Source organism: Campylobacter sp. FU_520, from assembly GCF_025772385.1.
GTDB classification, from domain to species: Bacteria; Campylobacterota; Campylobacteria; order Campylobacterales; family Campylobacteraceae; genus Campylobacter_D; species Campylobacter_D lari_C.
In genome coordinates, this window is the sequence record NZ_JAKMRZ010000013.1 from 23,124 (window position 1) to 42,457 (window position 19,334).

Genomic DNA, 19,334 nt, shown 5'->3' on the forward strand with positions numbered 1-19,334 from the left:
ACAGAAATACTTTTAAAATTTATTTATAATATCAACAAAAAGGAGAAATTATGAGTAAATTAGAAAGAGTGCTAAGAATAGCTTTAGCCATAGTGGTGTTTTCTTTAGGAGTTTATTTTTCAACTTGGTGGGGATTATTGGGTTTAATTCCTTTATTAACAGGTATTTTTGCTGTTTGTCCTATAAGAGTGCTTAGTGGAAAACAAGCTTGTCCACTTGGGGTTTGCCCTATTTCTAAAAAGAAAAATTAGGAATGATTTACTAGTTTTTCTAGCTTTGGTGTAATGACAAATCTGCAATAAGCTTGGTTGGGATTATTTTTAAAATATTTTTGATGATAATCCTCAGCCTTATAAAATTTTTCTAATTTTAAAACTTGTGTAACTATAGCCTTAGCATAATATTTTTGTACTTTTTGTAAAAAATCACTAATGATTTTCAACTCCTCATTAGTTTGATAAAAAATAACTGATCTATATTGTATCCCCTCATCAGCACCTTGTTTATCTAAGCTTGTTGGATCATGCATTTTGAGAAAAATTTCTAAGATTTTTTCTAATGAAATTTGTTTTTCATCATAAATTATCTTAGCTACTTCTATATTTTCATCGCCACTTATCACGCTTTCGTAACTTGGATTTGGCTTACCGCCACTATAACCTACTTCTGTATAAACTACGCCTTTAATTTCATTAAACACAGCTTGAGTACACCAAAAACAACCCGCACCTAAGATGATTTCTTTATTTGTCATTATTTTCTAAATCCTCGTTTTCTTTTAAAACAAGTTGCATAAGATAAAGTTCTTCTCCATCTATGATTTTTAAATCTTTATCTTCGCATTTTGGGCACCAAAAGATATTATTTTCAAGCACTCCACTAAAATAGCATTTTTGACACTCAACTACTACTTCTTGAATATGCATAATAAATTTAGCATTCTTACACAAAGGACTATTTTCTTTAAAAGTTTCAAAGCTTCTTTGCAAAAGTGGAGGCTCAACCCCACTTAAGCGCCCTATTTTAACATGCACTTCTTCAATAATTTTTCCTTGAGCGTATTCTTCGCAAAGCTCTAGCAAAGATTCTGTAATACTTAACTCATGCATTAGCAAATTCTTGGCAAAAGTTCGCCTTTTGGAGCTTCTAAAATACGTTTTGCTCCATAAGCATTTTCTAAAACCACTCTTGTTTTTTCATTAGCTGTGATTTCACCTATAATGGCTGCATTAGCATTAAATTGTTTTAAAATTTCTAATGCTTTTTGCTCATCTTTTTTATCTACACAAATAATAAAAGTTCCTTCATTTGCAAGCTCATAAGGCTCATACCCAAAAAGCTCACAAACCCCTAAAACTTCATCGCAAACTGGGATTTTTTCTTCATATATTAAAAGCTCTAAATTACTTAATTTAGCCCATTCATTTAAAACCGCACTAAGCCCACCACGCGTAGCATCACGCATTGCTTTTATAGAAATATCTGCATTTAAAAGTGCTAAAACTTCGTCTTTTAAGCTTTTGCAATCACTTTGGATATTTGCCTCTAAATTATTTCTTTCAACCAAAACCGCACAACCATGAGCTCCAATATCCCTTGAAACTAATATGCTACAACCACTTTTTAAGTCTTTGGTATTGATTTTTTGTATATTTTTACCTATACATGAAGTGTTAATATATATTTCATCGCCTTTATTTTTAGGAACAACTTTAGTATCCCCACAAACTAGTTTTACTCCAACTTTATCGCATTCTTCTTTTATAGATTTTAGTATAATTTTTAACTTTTCTATCTCAAAACCCTCTTCTAAAATCAAAGCTAGCGACAAATATAGCGGTTTTGCTCCCACCATTAATACATCATTTACGCTACCACAAACTGCTAATTTTCCTATATTTATATCTTTTAAAAAGATAGGATTTAGCACAAAAGAATCGGTGCTAAAAGCCAAATCATCTAAAATAGCAGCATCATTTGCCTCTTTTAAAACATCATTTTCAAAAATAGAAAAAATTTCACTTATTAAAGCATTCATTTCTTCGCCACCACCACCGTGGGCTAGAGTAATTTGTTTCATTTTATGCCTTATCTTGATAGTATTTATAATAAGCCGCACAAGCTCCTTCACTAGAAACCATACAGCTACCTATAGGATTTTTTGGAGTACAAGCTTTTGCAAACACCTTACAATCATAAGGCTTAGCTAAACCTCTTAAAATTTGACCACAAATACAAGCTTTGCTTTCATCTTTACTTTGCACTTTACAATCAAACACTTTGCTAGCATCTAAGTGTACAAATTCATCTTTTAAACAAAGCCCACCATTTACAATCACTCCAAGACCTCTAAATTCAAAATCACAAGGTTTAAAGTATTTTTCTACTAAAATCTTAGCTTTTAAATTTCCCTCTTTGCTAACTACTCTGTGATATTCATTATAAACTTCAAAAGTATTTGCATTCATTTGCTCTACTATATTTAACACACTAAGCATTATATCAACCGGTTCAAATCCACTTACTGCTATAGGTGTTTGGTATTTTTTAGCAATAGGTTCATAAATGTTTGATCCTGTGATAACGCTTACATGAGAAGGTCCTAAAAAGGCATCAATTTTTACATTTTCATCTTGCATGATAGCTTCTACTGCGGGTGGAACCAAAACATGATTGATATGAAAAAATAAATTTTTTAAATTTAAAGCCATGCTTTTTTCTATAATCACCCCACTCATAGGTGTAGTTGTCTCAAAACCTATGGTAAAAAAGATTATATTTTTCTCAGGGTTTTTTAAAGCTATATCTATCACATCCAAAGGTGTATAAAGCGCTCTAACATCAGCTCCTTTAGCTCTAAGATCAATTAAGCTTTCATAGCTTCCTGGCACTTTAAGCATATCGCCTAATACACAAAAGATAGTATTTGGCATACTTGCAAGCTTTAAAGCTACATCAATACGCTCTCTTGGCATAACACATACAGGACAACCTGGGCCGTGAACAAAATTAATTTCTTTGGGTAATAAATCAGGCAAACCAAATTTCATAATACTATGCGTATGTCCACCACAAATTTCCATGATATTAATAGGCTTAGTAATTTTAGAAGCAATAAGTTCTTTTAGGGCTAAAATTCTTTCTTTATCTCTAAAATCATTAATTAAATCCATTTTTTAGCCCCATATCGCCTTCATTTTCATCGATTTGTCCATTTTGCATTTTCTCTGCTATATCTGTATAAATTTTTAAACTCTCTTGCGCAGCTTGAGTGTCAATTTTTTCCATAGCAAAACCCACATGTATAAGCACATAATCACCTACTTTTAAAGGTTCACTTATTAAATCCAAACTCACTCTTCTTTTAACCCCTAAAGTTTCTACTATAGCTGAATTTAGCTCATCAATTTCTAAAATTTTAGAAGGTATAGAAAGACACATTAGTTAAGCTCCTTTTTCATTTTTAGATAATTTATCCAAAGATCAAATCCTGTTTTTGTTTTGCTATCTAAAATCATAATATCTATTTTAGGATTTAGCCTTTTAGCAGCCATAGAAGCCGCTTTGAAATCAAAGTCAAAATGCTGAGCTAAATCGGCTTTAGTAATGACTAATAAATCAGCCTTTCTAAACATCACTGGATATTTTTCTACCTTATCGCTACCTTCTGTTACTGAAAGTAAAACCACATTTAAATGCTCGCCTAAATCATAACTTGCAGGACATACTAAATTTCCCACATTTTCAACAAAAACTATATCAAGTTCGCTAAGTTTAAAATGATGTAAAGCTTCATGCACCATAAAAGCATCTAAATGACAAGTTTGTCCTGTGGTGATTTGATGAGCTAAGCCTCCTGCTTTGATAATGCGGTTTGCATCATTATTAGTTTCTAAATCTCCTTCAACCACGGCTATTTTTAAATCATCTTTTAAAGTTTTTATAGTTTCTTCTAAAAGTGTTGTTTTACCGCTTCCTGGAGAACTCATTAGATTAATACAAAGAGTATTATACTCATTGAAATGCTCTCTATTATGAGCTGCTTGATGATCATTTTTTGATAAAATTTTACTAATAACATTAATAGTTTTTTCATCTTTTAAAGCTGGATTTTCATGATGGTGATCATGATGATGTTCATGTCTATTAATAGAACAGCCACAATCTTTACACATAATCTTTCCTTTATATTTTTATTTTATTGTATATAAAAAAGTATTAAAAAAATATGAGTTTTATTAAGTTTTTAAAGATAGATAATATACAAGTTGTCCAAGCGCAATAGAGCTATCATTACAAGGAAATTTCAAAGAAGTTTTATAAGTGAATTTTTTTCGATCTAAAATTTCAAGTAAGGTTTTATTTTGAAATACCCCGCCACACAAAAGCACTTCTTCTTTAAAATCTTTTGAATATTCTATAATTAAATTTGCAATGCCATTAAGCAAACCTGTGCTAATTTTAACTTTATCTTTATCTTCTAAAGCTTGCAAAAAAGCATTTTTAAAGCAAATTTCTTTTTCTTTGATGTCAAATTTGTAACTATAATCAAGATTTTTATCATAATATTTTTCCATCAAAAGTCCAATTTGTGCTTCATAATCAAGCTTTTGTATATCAAAAGCAAAAGCGCCAAAAGCATCAATAATCCTACCAAGAGAACTTGTATATAAAGAGCTTTGAGTATGAATTTTTTTAAGATTATTTAATTTTACTTGAGAAAATTTAGCTAAAAACTCGCTAGCTTTACTTTCTAAATTAAAATCAAAAATCAAAGCTAAAGCTAAATTTGCGATATTTTTAATATCTGCATTAATTAGCTTGAAATTTTTAAAATGATTTAGCCTTTCATAGCTTTTTAAATTCGCTCTAAAAATCTCCCCACCCCAAATTTTTCCATCATCTCCATAACCTGTTCCATCAAAAATAAAGGCTAAAACATCATTTTTGTAAATTTTGTGTTCAAATAAACAAGCGCACAAATGCGCATAGTGATGTTGCACGCGAAAATTTTTATAATCTCTAAATTCTTTTACATAGTTAAATTGTGGGTGTTTATCGCTTAAAATATGATCAAAATTTAACCTATAAGAGTTTTGAAAGAAAGTTAAAATTTTAAAAAATCTCTCTTGTATGTCTAAACTTTTCATATCACCTATATAAGGAGAAATAAAAATTTGATTTTTAAAAAAACATGCAAATTCATTTTTTAACTCACTTCCTAGAGCGAGAATATTTTCTTTTACATTAAAAATATCTGCTGTGTTAATATAAAGTGGGTTAAGCCCCCTTGAAGTCCTTAAAAACATTGTTTCTTTACCAATAACTTGAGCAATGCTATCATCACTTGAATTGTGTATTGCTCTATCATAATCAAGATAAAAATCAAACACATCACTAAGTTGCTCTAAAAGTTTTGTTTCTTCATAAATAATGCTTTGTGAGCTTAAATTAGCACTTGTTGCAATGATAGGTTTTTTAAAATGTTCAAAAAGCATTAAATGCGTTCCCATATAAGCTAACATAATGCCTATTTTATTAGTATCTGGTGCTAAGCTTTTATGGATATTTTTGCTATTTAAAATAACTATGGGTTTTAAATTTGAAGTTAAAAGTTTTGCTTCAGCTTCATTAATAAAAGCTAATTCTTGAGCCATTTTAAGATCTTTTACCATGATAGCAAAAGGCTTTTTAGGGCGATTTTTGTGTATTCTAAGTTCATTTATAGCATTTTCATTTGTACTATCACAAATTAAATGAAACCCACCCATACCTTTAAAAGCTATGATTTTACCTTCTTCTAAAAGCTTTGCAAGCAAGATAAAAGCTTTTTCATCTTTGGCTAAAATATTTTGATTTTTATCTTTTAAAAAGATAGTAATTTTACATTTTGAGCATGAGAGTGGTTGAGCATGAAAGCGACGATTAGTAGGATCTTCATACTCGCTTTGACAAAAAGAACACATTTTAAACTCATCCATTGTAGTATTAACTCTATCATATGGGAGTTTTTTTATAATAGAAAATCTTGGCCCACAATTTGTGCAAGTGATGAAAGGATATTTAAAACGCGGATTTTTCTCATCATAAAATTCATTATAGCAATCCTCACAAAGAGCAAAATCACTTAAAATAGGGCTAAATTTTTCACTATCTTGTGAAGTACTTATACTAAATTCATTATAAGTTTTTTGAAGTTTTTTATAAGAAAAATTAAAATCATCTATCCTAGCTAAAGGTGGTAAATTAGCAAAAAGTTTTTCTTTGAAAATTTCTAATTCATCATTACCACACTCAAGGATTATAACAACTCCTAAGCTATTATTATAAATTTCACCTTTTAAATTAAGCTCTTTAGCTATATTAAAAACAAAAGGACGAAAGCCAACGCCTTGCACTAACCCTTTAATATGAATTTCATATCCAAAGTGGGACATCGCTTAACTTAAAAAATGGTATGTGTTTAAATACATTTTTACTAAGGCTTTTATGTTCAAACAAGCTCCCACTAAGCACGGCACAATCAACTTGCTCTTTAGCCTTTAAATCATCAAATAAATCTCTTAAAAAATATGCCAAACTCTCAACAACACCTAAGGCTATGATTTGATTTTCTACTCCAGCAAGCTTAAAACTCATCACACTTCTTAAGGTCTTAGTATAATCAAATTCTTTTTGCTCATTAAGCTTAAAATCTATCCTAACACCTTTTGCCATTTTACTCTCATCTGCTAAAGCTAAAAGCGCTAATGCTGCTTTTTTCTCGTCTTCACCAAGCTCTAAAATCATCCCTACCATGCCAAAAAGATTAAAAAAATTATTAGCCATATTTAGTTCTTTTCGCACTAGGATAAATTCTTTTTCATAATTAGCTAATAATCTCTTAGCAACATCATCTTGACTTATAGTTTCATAAAACTCATCAAAGCTTTTTGGCAAGCAAAGTTTTAAAAGATTGATTTCTTTATCGAGTAAAATAATATCATCATATTTTTTACTAAGTTCTAAAAGCAAAGGCTTTTTGTCTTTAAAATCAGACAATATACAAGAAATTCTTGCAAAATTTTTATCTTCTTTTTGAAAAATCAAATTTTTAAACTCAGGTAAAATATAATCATAACCCCTGCAAACTACTAGTTCATTTTCGATTAAAGCCACTTCAAAATCATCTTCAAAATGTTCTAGCTTTTTAAAATTTAAAAACTTAATTCCTTCTTTTTCAAGCTCAAAACATAAGGCAAACAAGAAAAGATTATCGTATATTTTTATTTTAAAATACTCATGATTTAATTGATGATTTTGTCTAAAAATAGCATTAAATTTAAGTTTCATTAGAGGTTTTTCAACCCCTGCTAAGATTTTAAATTGCTCGTTATTGCAGGAAAAAAATGCATTGATATGTTTTGGATCACTTGGCATTAAAAAATCATCTAATGCTTCATTAAAAATTTCAAAAGCATATATTCCTTTTGAGTTTTTAAAATATATTTTTTCTTTGTTTTTTAATTTTTCTAAGGCTTTTTTTAAATTATCGCAGAAATTTTCTTTAGTGATTTTTATAAAATCTTCTTCTATCTTAAACTCTTCTTCTACAAAAACACCCCATTCATTTTCTAAAAGCTCACCATTAGTATAAGCATTTGCATTAAGTCTTGTTAAAAAACTTCTTTTAGTGAAGTTTTTTTCTTTTTTTATAGGTGTAAAATCTTCTTCTATAACTTTTAAGTCGAATTTGTTTAAAAAAACACTGTGGCTGATATTTTCTAAATTAGAACAAAAGGCTTGAATTTCATCTTTTTCGCCTTTAATTTTAATGATGATTTTTTCATCTTTTTGCTCATAATTATACACATAATCTTTAGCATAATAAGCTAACAAATACTCAAAGATATCGTTTTTAGATTTATAATCAAAAGTAATTTCTAAAAGCAAGTTTAAAACCTTAAAATTAAATTTTTAAAAGCATAAATATAACAATTTTAATTCTAAGGAAAGCTTAAACAAGCTATCTAAAATATAGATAGCTTGTTATTTTAGTAGTTAAATTCAGAACCGATAGCGATTTTTTGAATTTCTTTTTTGTTTTCAAGTTTTAAAAGTGGAGCATTTTTATCTATACCTAAAACTTTTGCTTTTTTACCATCAAGTGACAATGCAACACCTTCAGGTAAAGCATAAACAACAACTTTAGGATTAACAATCAAAAACTCTTCAAGTCTTTCTTCACGACTTTCACCATTATGTCCTACTGGTTTACCTGAGATAAAATGCGGGTTAATTTGGTGAGGGAAGATATTGAAAGTATTGAATGATTTTGGTTCAACTATAGGCATATCATTAGTTGTCATCATAGTTGCACCTGCTACGTTTGAACCTGCTGACCAACCAACATAAGGCACGCCCTCACTTACTCTTTTTGCGATGAGCTCTACTAGGTTATTATTATAAAGTTGATTTACAAGTTCAAAAGTATTTCCACCCCCTACAAAAATCGCATCAGCACTTTTAACAATATCAGCAGCATTTCCTCTATGTACGCTAATTATTTGAAGTCCTAAGCTTTCTAAAGCTTTAGCAACTTGTGCTTCATATTGCTCATAAGTTTTTCTAACACCCGCATAAGGTATGAATGCTACTTTTTTACCTTTTAAGTTGTTTTTTTCGACAAATTCTTTAAGCCAAGGTAAAGCATGGTTTAAATACCCAGTGTCTTTATAGCCTGAACTTGAAAGCAATAAAGCTTTTTGCTTATCTTTTGGGAAATTAACCACATCATTAGCATTTAAAGTCACCCCGCTAAAAAGCATAGCAGCTAAACCAAGAGCACCTACTTTTAACAAATTTCTTCTTTTCATTGTTTTTCCTTTAAAAGATATTTAAAAAATATTTATTTTAATAAATATTTTTTTAAATTAAAATAAATTCTTGTTAAAAAATAAGACTTTTTAGAAAAACTTCTCTTGCCTTGTAATCAGGCATAAATTTATATAAAAAATCATAAAATTCTTTTTGATGATGTGGGTAGATTAAATGTGTAAGTTCATGTAAAATCACATATTCTATAGCTTTTATAGGTTTTTGCATGAGTTTTAAATTTAAGTTTATATATGCTTTTTGATGATTGCAAGAACCCCATCTTGAGATCATTTCTTTAATACAAATTCTTTGCACTTTTCTCTTGTGAACAAATTGCCATTTTTTTATAAAATACTCAAAAATCACTCTAGCACTACGCCTTAAGAAAAGATCTAAGGATTTTTGATTTTTTGCAAAAATTTTATCTTTTTTTATGAGAACTTTTTTATGATTTTCATTAAAAACTAACTTGTATTTTTTACCTAAAAAATACAACTCATCACTTGCTAAAACTACTCTTTTTAAAGAAAGTTCTTTTTCTTTGGCTCTAATCCAGCTTTCATTTTTTTCTAAAAACCTTAAAACATCTCTTTGTTCATAATATAGCGGTATGCTAAGCTTGAAATTTAAATCCCTATCTATCCTAAGTCTTAGATATTTAAGTTTTTTCTTTTCAAAAGCAAAACGAAATTCTTTAAATTCTAAAATTCCTTTTATACTAGTGCTTTGCCTTGCCATTTTTTACTTTTCCATCTATATGAATTGACTATACCGCGTAAAAACTCATCTGCACAAAAACCTATCCAAACTCCTAAAATTCCAAGTCCAGCATAAAAACAAAGCACATAACCAACCGGTAAAGAAACCCCAAGCATAAACACCACTCCACTTATAAACGGAAATCTCGCATCACCACTTGCTCTTAGTGAATTTACCATGACTATATTAAAAGTTCTTGAGATTTCTAAGAAGATTGAAAGAGTAAAAAGTGGTATCATAAGCTCTTTTAAACTTTCTTCAAGCTTTACCACACTCATGGTAAAATCTTGCAAAACATAATTAAGTAAAGCTACAAAAGCACTTGCTACTACACTAAAATACAAAGCTATCCAAGTATGTTTATAGGCCACATTTAAGTATTTTGCGCCGACTAATTTACCTATGATAATTTCATTTGCCACGCTTATAGCTTGCCCTACTAGCATGATAAGCAAAGAAATTTGAAAATAAATCGTTTGAACGCTTAAATTTTCTTTACCTAAACTTGCCACAAAAGCAAAGGCTATGGTGTATTGTATAAACCATATCAAATGCTCTCCTGCTGCAAAACCACCGATGTTAAAAATCTTTTTAAGCACAGCTTTTTCAAGGCTTATCATCTCTTTAATTTTAAGATGAATTTTGAGTTTAAAGCTAAGTATTGCTACAAGCATGCTAAAGGCAACCAGACGCCCAAGTATATTACTAAGCCCTACTCCAAAAAGCTCTAGTTTGGTAAAATGTAATACATAAAAATTTCCTATAAATATCACAACATTCATCAATAAGGTAGTAAACATAACCCAATAAGCCATATTATACACCCTAATAATAGCAGCCAAAACTATACCCATAGCATCAAAAAACAAACAAATTCCAAGCATATGCAAGTAAATCGCACTATCTTTTAAAAGCTCATTTGGAATTTGCAAAAGATAGAGTAAAAACTCTCCATGCCATAAAATCAAACTTCCACACACAAAACCAAGTAAAGCATTTAAAAATAGACTTTGATGAATTGCCTTTCTTGCTAGAGTGTAATCTTTAGCCCCTAAAGCTTGAGCGATCACTACACTACAACCCACACTTAAAAAACTAAAAATAATGATAAATAAATCTGCTACTTGATTACCCGCACCCATGGCTCCAACTAAAAAGTTAGAATACTGCGAAACCATCACGGTGTTGATAATCAAAGAAAAATATCTTAAAAACATTTCCAGCAATATAGGCATACTAAGATGTTTAAGTGAAAGTTGTTTGCTTGCCATGAATACTCTTTTTGATAATAATCTTTTGAAAGTAAAAAGTAATTTTACTTAAAAATTACTTTTTTAAAGATAAATATATTTTTAATTTTGCTGATTTTAAGAATAAACAAATGTATTTTAGAAATTTTGATTAATTATATCATCAAAATTTCTAAATAAATAAAAATTACCCAAAAGCCCCATTTAAATAAGCTTTTGTTTTTTCTTCTTTAGGATTTTCAAAAAATTCCTTACTCTCTCCAAATTCTACAAGTTCTCCTAAATGAAAAAACGCAGTATAATCAGCCACGCGCTTAGCTTGTTGCATGTTATGTGTTACCATGATCATGGAAAGATTATGACTTAATTCTTTAATAAGCTCTTCTATAACGCTTGAAGATATAGGATCAAGTGCAGAAGTTGGTTCATCTAAAAGTAATAATTTTGGCTTTATAGCCAAAGCTCTTGCAATACAAAGGCGTTGTTGCTGACCACCTGAAAGTGCTAGAGCATTTTGTTTTAGTTTATCCTTTACCTCCTCAAAAAGCCCTACTTTTTTAAGACAATCTTCCACCAAAGCATCTTCTTCATCTTTGTTTTTGATCATCCCATGGAGTTTTGGAGCATAAGAAATATTATCGTAAATGCTTTTTACAAAAACATTAGGTTGTTGAAATACCATTCCAACTTTTTTTCTAAGCACAACTAAATCTTGATTTTTAACATCTTTTCCATCAATCTCAACAAGACCATCGATTTTTGCTATTTTGTCATTCATCCTATTAAAACAACGCAAAAATGTGGATTTTCCACATCCTGAAGCACCTATTAAAGCTGTGATTTTATTTTTTTGAATTTCCATATTAATATCAAATAAAGCTTGTTTTTTACCATAAAATAAATTTAGATTTGTTGTTTTTGCTATCATTTTAATTTTCCTTGAAAATATCTTCTTAAAAGTATTGCTGCTAAATTTAAAATCACCAAAAGAGATAAAAGCACTATAATCCCTGCTGCTGTTCTTTCTAAAAATGCACGCTCTGGCATAGCTGACCATGAAAAAATTTGAGCAGGTAAAACACTTGTTGGCGCAAAAACACTATTTGCCACATCAGGTATAAAAGCTATCATACCTATAATCATCAAAGGTGCGGTTTCGCCAATAGCCCCTGCTAGAGTTAAAATAGAACCTGTTAAAATCATAGGCATTGCCAAAGGTAGCATAATGCCTTTTATCATTTGAATTTTAGTCATGCCTAAAGCATATGCTGCATTTTTCATATTAATATCCACACTTTTTAAGGCAGCTTTAGTTGAAACAATGATAATAGGCAAACTCATAATAGCCAAAGTTAATCCTCCAACTAAAGCACTAGAACGAGGCATCCCAAAAAGATTAATAAATACCCCAAGTCCTAAAAGTCCAAATAAAATACTAGGAATACTAGCTAAATTATTTATACACACTTCTATAAAATGCGTAAATACATTTTGCGGAGCAAATTCTTCTAAATAAATAGCTGCTCCAACTCCTATTGGGATACTCACAGCCATACATACTAACATTACAAGCAAAGTTCCAATCACAGAAGCAAAGATTCCTGAATTTTCAGGTGATTTAGAGTCTCCATTAAGGAAAAAATTTGTGTTAAAACTTAGTTTGATTTCTTGCTTTTGAACTAATTCATCAACTAAAGTTTTTTGCTCATCGCTTAGTTTATTGTAGTTTTTTTTCATATATTGATCAACTTCAGAATTTGCTAAAAGCCAAGATTTTTCTTTGATTTGACCTGTTCTTATTTTCCTTTGCTCAGCACGCGATAAAAGCTCATATGAAGGGCTATTTCTATCAGCCTGGGCATAAATGTAAGTTTGCTTAAAAGCTCCTATCCCAAGATATCCTACGCTTGATAAAAAAATACAAAGAAAAATAAGGTTTATATAAAGCCCCATTTTACAGAATCTTTTGAAATTTTTTGAAGCTTTTTTTCTTTGTTTAAAAAGTTTATTCATAAATTTTTCCTTTTATGGAAGCGATTAATCAAATAAACGCTAAAAATATTAATGATTAATGTAATAATAAAAAGCACAAGCCCTAAAGAAAATGCACTTAAAGCCAAAGAGCTATCAAAAGCTTGATCACCACTTAATACTTCTACTATTTTTACAGTCACTGTTGTCATATCTTCTAAAAAATTCATTGTTAAATTTGGACGCAATGAAGCAGCCATAACAACAATCATCGTTTCACCTAAAGCTCTTGAAAGTCCTAAAAGACAAGCTGCAACTATACCTGGCATTGCTTCTGGTAAAATTACTGCAAATACGACTTCTTTTTTAGTCATACCTAAAGCATAAGCTCCATTTATCCTTTTTGAACTTACAGCTTCAATGCAATCTTGTGAGAGTGAAGCTACTATAGGAACTATCATGATACCCATGATAAAACCTGCACCTAGGGCGCTTTGAAAACTAGCTTTGATACCAAAAAGAGAAAAAAACCACACTATAAAAGGAGCTACAACTATGGCTGCGAAAAATCCAAAAACTACAGTAGGAATTCCTGCTATGATTTCTAAAATAGGTTTTAAATAGTTTTTAGATTTTTTACCCGCAAATACTCCAAGATAAATAGCACACATTACACCTAAGGGTAAGGCTGTTAGCATTGCTATTAATGAAATATAAAAAGTTCCCCAAAATAAACTCAAAGCACCAAAAACCCCATGCTTGCTACTTCCATCAGCACCTACAAATGCAGCATCTGCTGCCCACTGACTTGAGAATAAAAAAGTAAATACACTTTCTTTTTGAAAAAATTTTAATGCTTCAATTAAAATAGTTAGCATAATAGCAAAGCTTACCACTACGCTAACAAAAGCACAAAGAAAAAGCGTTAATTTTATTATTTTTTCTTTTATCAATTTTTCATCCTAAATCAAAAAACTTTCCCTGCTTTAACAAGCTCATCAGTTAATAAACCTTTTTCTTCTATATGTTTTTGGGTTTGTTTTAAAGTTTTTTCATCCAAAGGAACTAATCCTATTTTTTCTAATTCTGCCCCACTCTTAGCTAAATCATCACTCATGTAAATTTTTGCAAATTCAAATACTTCTGGATTTTTCTTAGCATTCATATATATAAACAAAGAACGAGCTAGTTTATATTTTCCTTCGGATATATTTTTCTCATCAGCTTTTACACCATCAATGTAAGCAGCATTAATCTTATCATCATTGCTAGCTAAAAATCCGTATCCAAAAAGCCCAAAAGCTTCCTTATCAACAGAAAGTTTTGAAACAATTAAATTATCATTTTCGCCACTTGGTATAAATACTCCATCTTGACGTATAGTTTTATATACACCTTTATATTCTGGAATTTTTTTAGAAATATCTACCATTACAAGCTCTTCTATACTATCTCTTGTTCCTGAACTTGATGGAGGACCATAGATTGTAATTTTTCTATTTGGTAAATTTTTATTGATTTGTTGCCAATTTGTGTAAGGATTTGGGATTAATTTTCCATCTTGCGGAATTTCTTTAGCCAAAGCTAAAAATAACTCATGTAAGCTTATATTTAACGGGGCATTGATTTTATTTTGAGCCAAAACTATGCCATCATAACCTATCATAATCCCGACTATATCACTCACACCTGATTTTTTACAAGTTTCAAATTCACTTGGCTTGATTGCTCTTGAAGCATTAGAAATATCAGTAATTCCCTCGCAAAACACTTTAAAACCACCACCTGTACCAAGACTTTCAACTATAGGTGTTTTTGTATTTTTTATAACAGCATATTCTTCAGCAACAAAAGAAGTAAAAGGATAGACAGTAGATGAACCTGCTATTTTTAATTCTGCTGCGTTTAAACTAACAAAAGCAGCTACACTTAAAGCTAAAAGTTTTTTCATTTTTTCTCCTTAGTTAAAAAAAGTAATGAAAATTTAAAAAAACTTGGAAACATTTTGGATACATATATTTTTTGATATAATTTTTATATGTTAAATATTATTTTGATAGAAGATGATAAAGACTTAAACGAATTAATCACACTAGGACTTAGTCAAGAAAATATAAAAATTTATAGTTATTTTGATTTTTTTGACTTAGAAAATTTTCTAGATACAAATGAAATAGACTTAATCATCATGGATAGAAATTTACCAAGTGGCGATAGTGTAGAGATGATAAAACAATTAAGAAAAAAAGGTTATATGGAGCCTGTGATTTTTCTTAGTGCAAAGACTTTACAAAAAGATATTTTAGAAGGTTTTGAGCAAGGCTGTGATGATTATATATGTAAACCTTTTGATTTTAATGAGCTTTTATTTAGAATCAAAGCCGTAACTAAAAGAAATAAAACTCCAAAAGAACAAATTTCTTATCAAGATTTTACCTTATATATAGAAGAAAGAAAACTAACCTATAAAACAAATACATTTGAAAATTTATCAACCCTAGATGTAGAACTACTCAAGTGTTTTTTTAATCACAAAAATCAACTTCTAAGCCGTCAATTTTTAAGTGAGCAAGTATGGAAAAATGACACAACAAGCGATAAGACAATCAATACAGCTATTTTAAGATTAAAACAAAAAATTCCACAAATTAAGGAAAATATCATTTCAGTGCGTTCGGTGGGCTATAAATTGTGCTAAAAATAAAAACATTTTTCCTTTTTACACTTGGATTTTTTTGTATTGCTTTTTTTATATTGTTTTATTTTTTCAATGAAAGCTATATCAATACTACGGTAAAAAACACTTATGAGCAAAAACTAAAAACACTCAATGATGTTTTACAATTTCAGTTATTAGATACACTAAATTCCAATAACATCAAGCAATTTGCTCAAAATACTAGAGCAGATTTTATCATTAAACAAAATGATGATATTTTTTCATCATTAAAAGATTATTCTTATTTTTTAAATCACTTTGAGTCTAATTTTACCCATGATTTTTACAAACAAAAAGAAATTTATTTTAAAGCTTATGCTTATAAAAACTATCAATACATCATCATTGTATATCCTAAAATACACTCTTTGGTGCAAAATTTTTGGATTAAAAATATTATTATTTTTTCTTTCTTTTTACTTGTACTTGTTGTGTTTTATTTTATTGTGTTTTATTTTTTCAAAAATTATTTTCAAGAATTATTATTGTTTGTTAAAAGTATCAAATCAAATACTAATTTCATTTTAAAATATAATTTCGTTTATGAATTAAAAAATTTAAATTTACGCTTATTGAAAATTAAAAAATTACTCATCAAGCAAGAATTAAAAAACAAAAAACAAGCTAAAAAAATTCAAACCAAAAACACCCAACTAAGCAATGTAATCAGTGCTATATCACATGAGCTTAAAAACCCTATAAGCGTTATAGATTTGAGCTTGCAATCTTTAAAAGAAACTAATGGTAAAAATATGAAATTATTTTTACTTGAAAAAATTCACAAACAAAGCCTAAAAATCAACCAACTAACACACAAACTCAATTTTGTTTTTAATCTTAATTTTGATTCTTTAAATTTAGAAAAATTCGACCTATATGCTTTAAGTAAAAATTTATTAGAAAGTTTTAGAGATGATAGGTTGAAAATTCAAGGCCAAACAAGCTTTATCAAAGCGGATAAATTTCTCATAGAACAAGTTATCATTAATCTAATAGATAATGCCCTAAAATACAGCAAAAAAGAGGTACTAATCATTGTAGAAAATCAAAATTTTACTATCATAGATCAAGGTATAGGCATAGAAGAAAAACATCTTAAATTTATAACAAAAAAATTCTACAAAGCAAACTCGACACACAACAACTCTTTTGGACTAGGATTGTTTTTAGTTAAAAAAATACTCACTTTACACAAAAGTTCTTTAAAAATTCAATCTAACCCACAAAAAGGTAGCATATTTTCTTTTAGTATTAGCTAATCACTCTCTTAAAAAACCATATTCATAAATTTTTGGTTCGATTTTTTTAGCTAAAACATCTAAAGCTAAATTCAAATCATTAAGCAAAATTTTATAATGCTCATCTTTTGCTTTACTAGGTATGTTCATCTTACCTTTTTCGTCTCTACCTTGAAAAAATTCTTTTATATCATACAAAGAAGCATTTACTAAATACCCCGCCTTTTCTTTATGTGTGTGATAATGCTTAAAAAGTTCTTTGCCTGCTTTTAAAAGTTCTTTTGCTTCATTAGAAAATTCCACCTTATCTAATTCATCATCAAATAAAACATCTTCATTTTTTATCTTGCCATTTATAAATTTATACATAAAATCACTCTTAAATGCTTCTTGAGTAATGCCTAATTCTTTCTCGCTAAAAGGTATGAAGTGATTTACACCTTCTTTTGCGCTAATTTTATTTTGTCCATGAAAAAGCATAAAAGCCAAACAATCACTTTGAAATTCTTTGTCGTTTTGATATGCTTTGTTTGGGTATAAAAACTGATCTCTATTATTTAGCCAAGTAGCTTTTATAGCATGGCGTACTGAAAAATAAACTGCGGTATCAATAAGGTTTTTTTGATTTATATTTTGAAAAATTAAATGCGCCGTCCCTTTCTGATTTAAAATTGCAACATGGTTATTTTGTTGAAAATCAGGTGCATCGGTCATCAATACACCTATTCCATTATCTTTAATATTAAATTTTCTAAGCCATTTATTTATACTTTCTTTTTTATCGTTATAAAAATTTTTCTTACCTAAAAAATTTCCATTTTCATTAAAAACATCAAGCCTTACCTTTTTAAGCTCATCTTTTTGACTCATATCCCATATCAAAAACCCTATAGGAAATTTTCCTTTTACATTATCAAAAGTATAAGAAGGTGCTATGAAGCCTTTTAAAAATTTAGCCTTAAAAGTTTCTCTAAAATCATCAAAATTAGAACTATTTACATATTTTAAAGTAGAAAAAGTAGCTAGCATAGCTCCATCGATCTCACAATATATTCTTATATAAAATTGTGTAAAAAGTTCGTTATTAGCTTTACCTAAGATATTTTTGTATTTTTCACAAATTCTATTTTCTCTTGCTACTTTTGCCTTGTGAATACCTGTTTTTGTAGCAGTTTTTGAATTTCCTGCTTCTGCATAAGGCGGGTTTATAAAAATGATAAGTTTTTTGCGTTTGTTTTCATCTTTTAAAATTTCTTGTAAATTTGAAGGTAGTTTTGATTTATAAATGACATTGCCTTTATCATCTACTTTATCAAAAAATTCATCATTTAAAAAGTCAAATTGAAAAACATGATTTTCAAATAAATTTGCACCATTTCTTATACGCTCATGTATTACATCAACATCTGCTTTATCTATGGTAGAGCAAAAAATATTTTTTGCATTTGTGAAATTTGCTAGTAAATTTCCAGTCCCACCAGCACAATCCCATATATAGTATTTCTCTTCATAGTCTTTGCCTAAAGTTTTTGATAAATACTCGCATGCTTTATCCACCCAAATTCTTGGAGTAAAAAACGCTCCCTTTCTTTCTCTAATGTCTTGATCTACAAGCAAATCCCTACGCTCTATCATATAATCCCAAAATTCCTCCAAAGGTGGACGCTCATAAATAGCCCAAAAATCTTTATGTGCTTTTTGATTGTCTTTAAAGCCCGTTTTTTCTGTAGCGATAGAGCCTAGATCTGTCTTTTTGGCATTAAATTCATAATGATCTTTATTTAAAATAGCAAAAAGCTTTTCTACTATAGTTTGATTTTCATTTGAGAGTAAATCAGCTAGGTAAAAGTCTGCATCGATAATGCCGTTTTTCTTTGCTAAATCCCAATCTATACTTATGCTTTCTTTTACACTTTTACTCCATTTGTGATATATGCTTACAAAGTTGTTTTTGTCGATTTTAAATTTGCTTATGTTTTTGTTTGTTAAATTTTCTTTTATGAAATTTTTTAATTCTTCATCATTTTTCTCATAGTAAAAAATCAAAGCTTCGTTTAAAATTTCATCTAATTCTTTTAAAAGTTTTAAAAACTGCTCGCTTGTGTGTTTGCTAGCTGCTACACCCCAAACCCTATCATTTTGATAAAAAATTTCTTGAATTTTATAATAAGGTAAAAATGCGATTTTTTCAGCATCAAATGCGCCTATTAAAGCAGGTGTTTGCATGGTATGAAAACTTCCATTTTTTATAGTCATAATGAGTTGAACAAATGATTTTTTAATATCACTTATGCCTTGCTTAGCTTCAGCCCAAAATAAATTAATCTCGCCTAAGTCTTTATGCTTTTGTGTGACAATAAAATCAATACTAGAACCAACTATAGAAAATTTTGAAAAATACGCTTCACGCACTTTGTTTTTTAAAATTTCTTCATTTAGCTTTAACCATTCTTGCATTTTTAACCTTTGATAATAAATAAACTTACAATTTTAAACAAAATAAAATTATTTTTCAATTATTTTTGAACTAATGATTTTAAT

Annotated in this window: 19 protein-coding genes; 3 read left to right on the plus strand and 16 right to left on the minus strand. The window is 29.1% G+C overall.

The genetic code is table 11. The features are described from left to right. Positions 1 to 50: 50 nt before the first annotated feature. Complete coding sequence (locus L8W55_RS06005; RefSeq protein ID WP_039668411.1) at positions 51 to 251, plus strand: DUF2892 domain-containing protein; 201 nt, start codon at positions 51 to 53, stop codon at positions 249 to 251. Here L8W55_RS06005 and msrA read toward each other — a convergent pair. From msrA to L8W55_RS06080, 15 genes are all read right to left on the minus strand, one after another. Beyond that, complete coding sequence (gene msrA, locus L8W55_RS06010; protein ID WP_263677813.1) at positions 248 to 754, minus strand: peptide-methionine (S)-S-oxide reductase MsrA; 507 nt, start codon at positions 752 to 754, stop codon at positions 248 to 250. The two genes, L8W55_RS06005 and msrA, sit on opposite strands and share 4 nt — an antisense overlap. Continuing rightward, a complete protein-coding gene (locus tag L8W55_RS06015; protein WP_263677814.1) occupies positions 744 to 1,109 on the minus strand; it encodes a hydrogenase maturation nickel metallochaperone HypA in 366 nt (121 codons plus the stop codon). Before L8W55_RS06015 ends, msrA begins: the two co-directional genes overlap by 11 nt. Then, positions 1,109 to 2,080 (minus strand): hydrogenase expression/formation protein HypE, encoded by a 972-nt coding sequence (gene hypE / locus L8W55_RS06020; RefSeq protein ID WP_263677816.1) that lies wholly within the window; start codon positions 2,078 to 2,080, stop codon positions 1,109 to 1,111. Before hypE ends, L8W55_RS06015 begins: the two co-directional genes overlap by 1 nt. 1 nt (position 2,081) lies before the next feature. Continuing rightward, entirely contained in the window at positions 2,082 to 3,173 is a 1,092-nt protein-coding gene (gene hypD, locus L8W55_RS06025) for a hydrogenase formation protein HypD (protein ID WP_263677818.1), read from the minus strand. Continuing rightward, complete coding sequence (locus tag L8W55_RS06030; protein WP_039618343.1) at positions 3,160 to 3,441, minus strand: HypC/HybG/HupF family hydrogenase formation chaperone; 282 nt, start codon at positions 3,439 to 3,441, stop codon at positions 3,160 to 3,162. Before L8W55_RS06030 ends, hypD begins: the two co-directional genes overlap by 14 nt. Beyond that, the gene (gene hypB, locus L8W55_RS06035) at positions 3,441 to 4,175 is read right to left on the minus strand and encodes a hydrogenase nickel incorporation protein HypB (RefSeq protein WP_263677820.1); all 735 of its coding nucleotides are present in this window, start codon (positions 4,173 to 4,175) and stop codon (positions 3,441 to 3,443) included. Before hypB ends, L8W55_RS06030 begins: the two co-directional genes overlap by 1 nt. 63 nt (positions 4,176 to 4,238) lie before the next feature. Beyond that, positions 4,239 to 6,437 (minus strand): carbamoyltransferase HypF, encoded by a 2,199-nt coding sequence (gene hypF / locus L8W55_RS06040; protein ID WP_263677821.1) that lies wholly within the window; start codon positions 6,435 to 6,437, stop codon positions 4,239 to 4,241. Next, positions 6,418 to 7,932, minus strand: a complete 1,515-nt coding sequence (locus tag L8W55_RS06045) for a hypothetical protein (protein WP_263677823.1) — start codon at positions 7,930 to 7,932, stop codon at positions 6,418 to 6,420. The genes hypF and L8W55_RS06045 overlap by 20 nt, the downstream gene beginning before the upstream one ends. Positions 7,933 to 8,033: 101 nt before the next feature. Then, on the minus strand, positions 8,034 to 8,855 hold the full coding sequence (gene pepE / locus L8W55_RS06050) for a dipeptidase PepE (protein WP_263677825.1): 822 nt from the start codon (positions 8,853 to 8,855) through the stop codon (positions 8,034 to 8,036). 73 nt (positions 8,856 to 8,928) lie between these two features. Continuing rightward, positions 8,929 to 9,594 carry a M48 family metallopeptidase gene (locus L8W55_RS06055; RefSeq protein WP_263677826.1) on the minus strand — a complete coding sequence of 222 codons (666 nt, stop codon included), beginning with the start codon at positions 9,592 to 9,594 and terminating at the stop codon, positions 8,929 to 8,931. Beyond that, on the minus strand, positions 9,570 to 10,886 hold the full coding sequence (locus L8W55_RS06060) for an MATE family efflux transporter (protein WP_263677827.1): 1,317 nt from the start codon (positions 10,884 to 10,886) through the stop codon (positions 9,570 to 9,572). Before L8W55_RS06060 ends, L8W55_RS06055 begins: the two co-directional genes overlap by 25 nt. A gap of 166 nt (positions 10,887 to 11,052) precedes the next feature. Beyond that, complete coding sequence (gene pstB, locus L8W55_RS06065) at positions 11,053 to 11,793, minus strand: phosphate ABC transporter ATP-binding protein PstB (RefSeq protein ID WP_214100477.1); 741 nt, start codon at positions 11,791 to 11,793, stop codon at positions 11,053 to 11,055. Beyond that, positions 11,790 to 12,878, minus strand: a complete 1,089-nt coding sequence (gene pstA / locus L8W55_RS06070) for a phosphate ABC transporter permease PstA (RefSeq protein ID WP_263677829.1) — start codon at positions 12,876 to 12,878, stop codon at positions 11,790 to 11,792. Before pstA ends, pstB begins: the two co-directional genes overlap by 4 nt. Continuing rightward, a complete protein-coding gene (pstC, locus tag L8W55_RS06075; RefSeq protein WP_263677830.1) occupies positions 12,875 to 13,789 on the minus strand; it encodes a phosphate ABC transporter permease subunit PstC in 915 nt (304 codons plus the stop codon). The genes pstA and pstC overlap by 4 nt, the downstream gene beginning before the upstream one ends. Before the next feature lie 14 nt (positions 13,790 to 13,803). Further along, positions 13,804 to 14,787, minus strand: coding sequence for a substrate-binding domain-containing protein (locus tag L8W55_RS06080; protein ID WP_263677831.1), 984 nt, complete (start codon positions 14,785 to 14,787; stop codon positions 13,804 to 13,806). Between the two features lie 87 nt (positions 14,788 to 14,874). On the opposite strand from L8W55_RS06080, the gene L8W55_RS06085 reads away from it, so the two are divergent. Beyond that, a complete protein-coding gene (locus L8W55_RS06085) occupies positions 14,875 to 15,534 on the plus strand; it encodes a response regulator transcription factor (RefSeq protein ID WP_263677833.1) in 660 nt (219 codons plus the stop codon). 56 nt (positions 15,535 to 15,590) lie between these two features. Continuing rightward, complete coding sequence (locus L8W55_RS06090) at positions 15,591 to 16,814, plus strand: sensor histidine kinase (protein WP_263677834.1); 1,224 nt, start codon at positions 15,591 to 15,593, stop codon at positions 16,812 to 16,814. Here the strand turns inward: L8W55_RS06090 and L8W55_RS06095 are convergent, their stop codons facing one another. After that, positions 16,815 to 19,250: a hypothetical protein gene (locus L8W55_RS06095; RefSeq protein WP_263677835.1), complete on the minus strand. Its 2,436-nt coding sequence runs from the start codon at positions 19,248 to 19,250 to the stop codon at positions 16,815 to 16,817. Between the last annotated feature and the right edge of the window lie 84 nt (positions 19,251 to 19,334).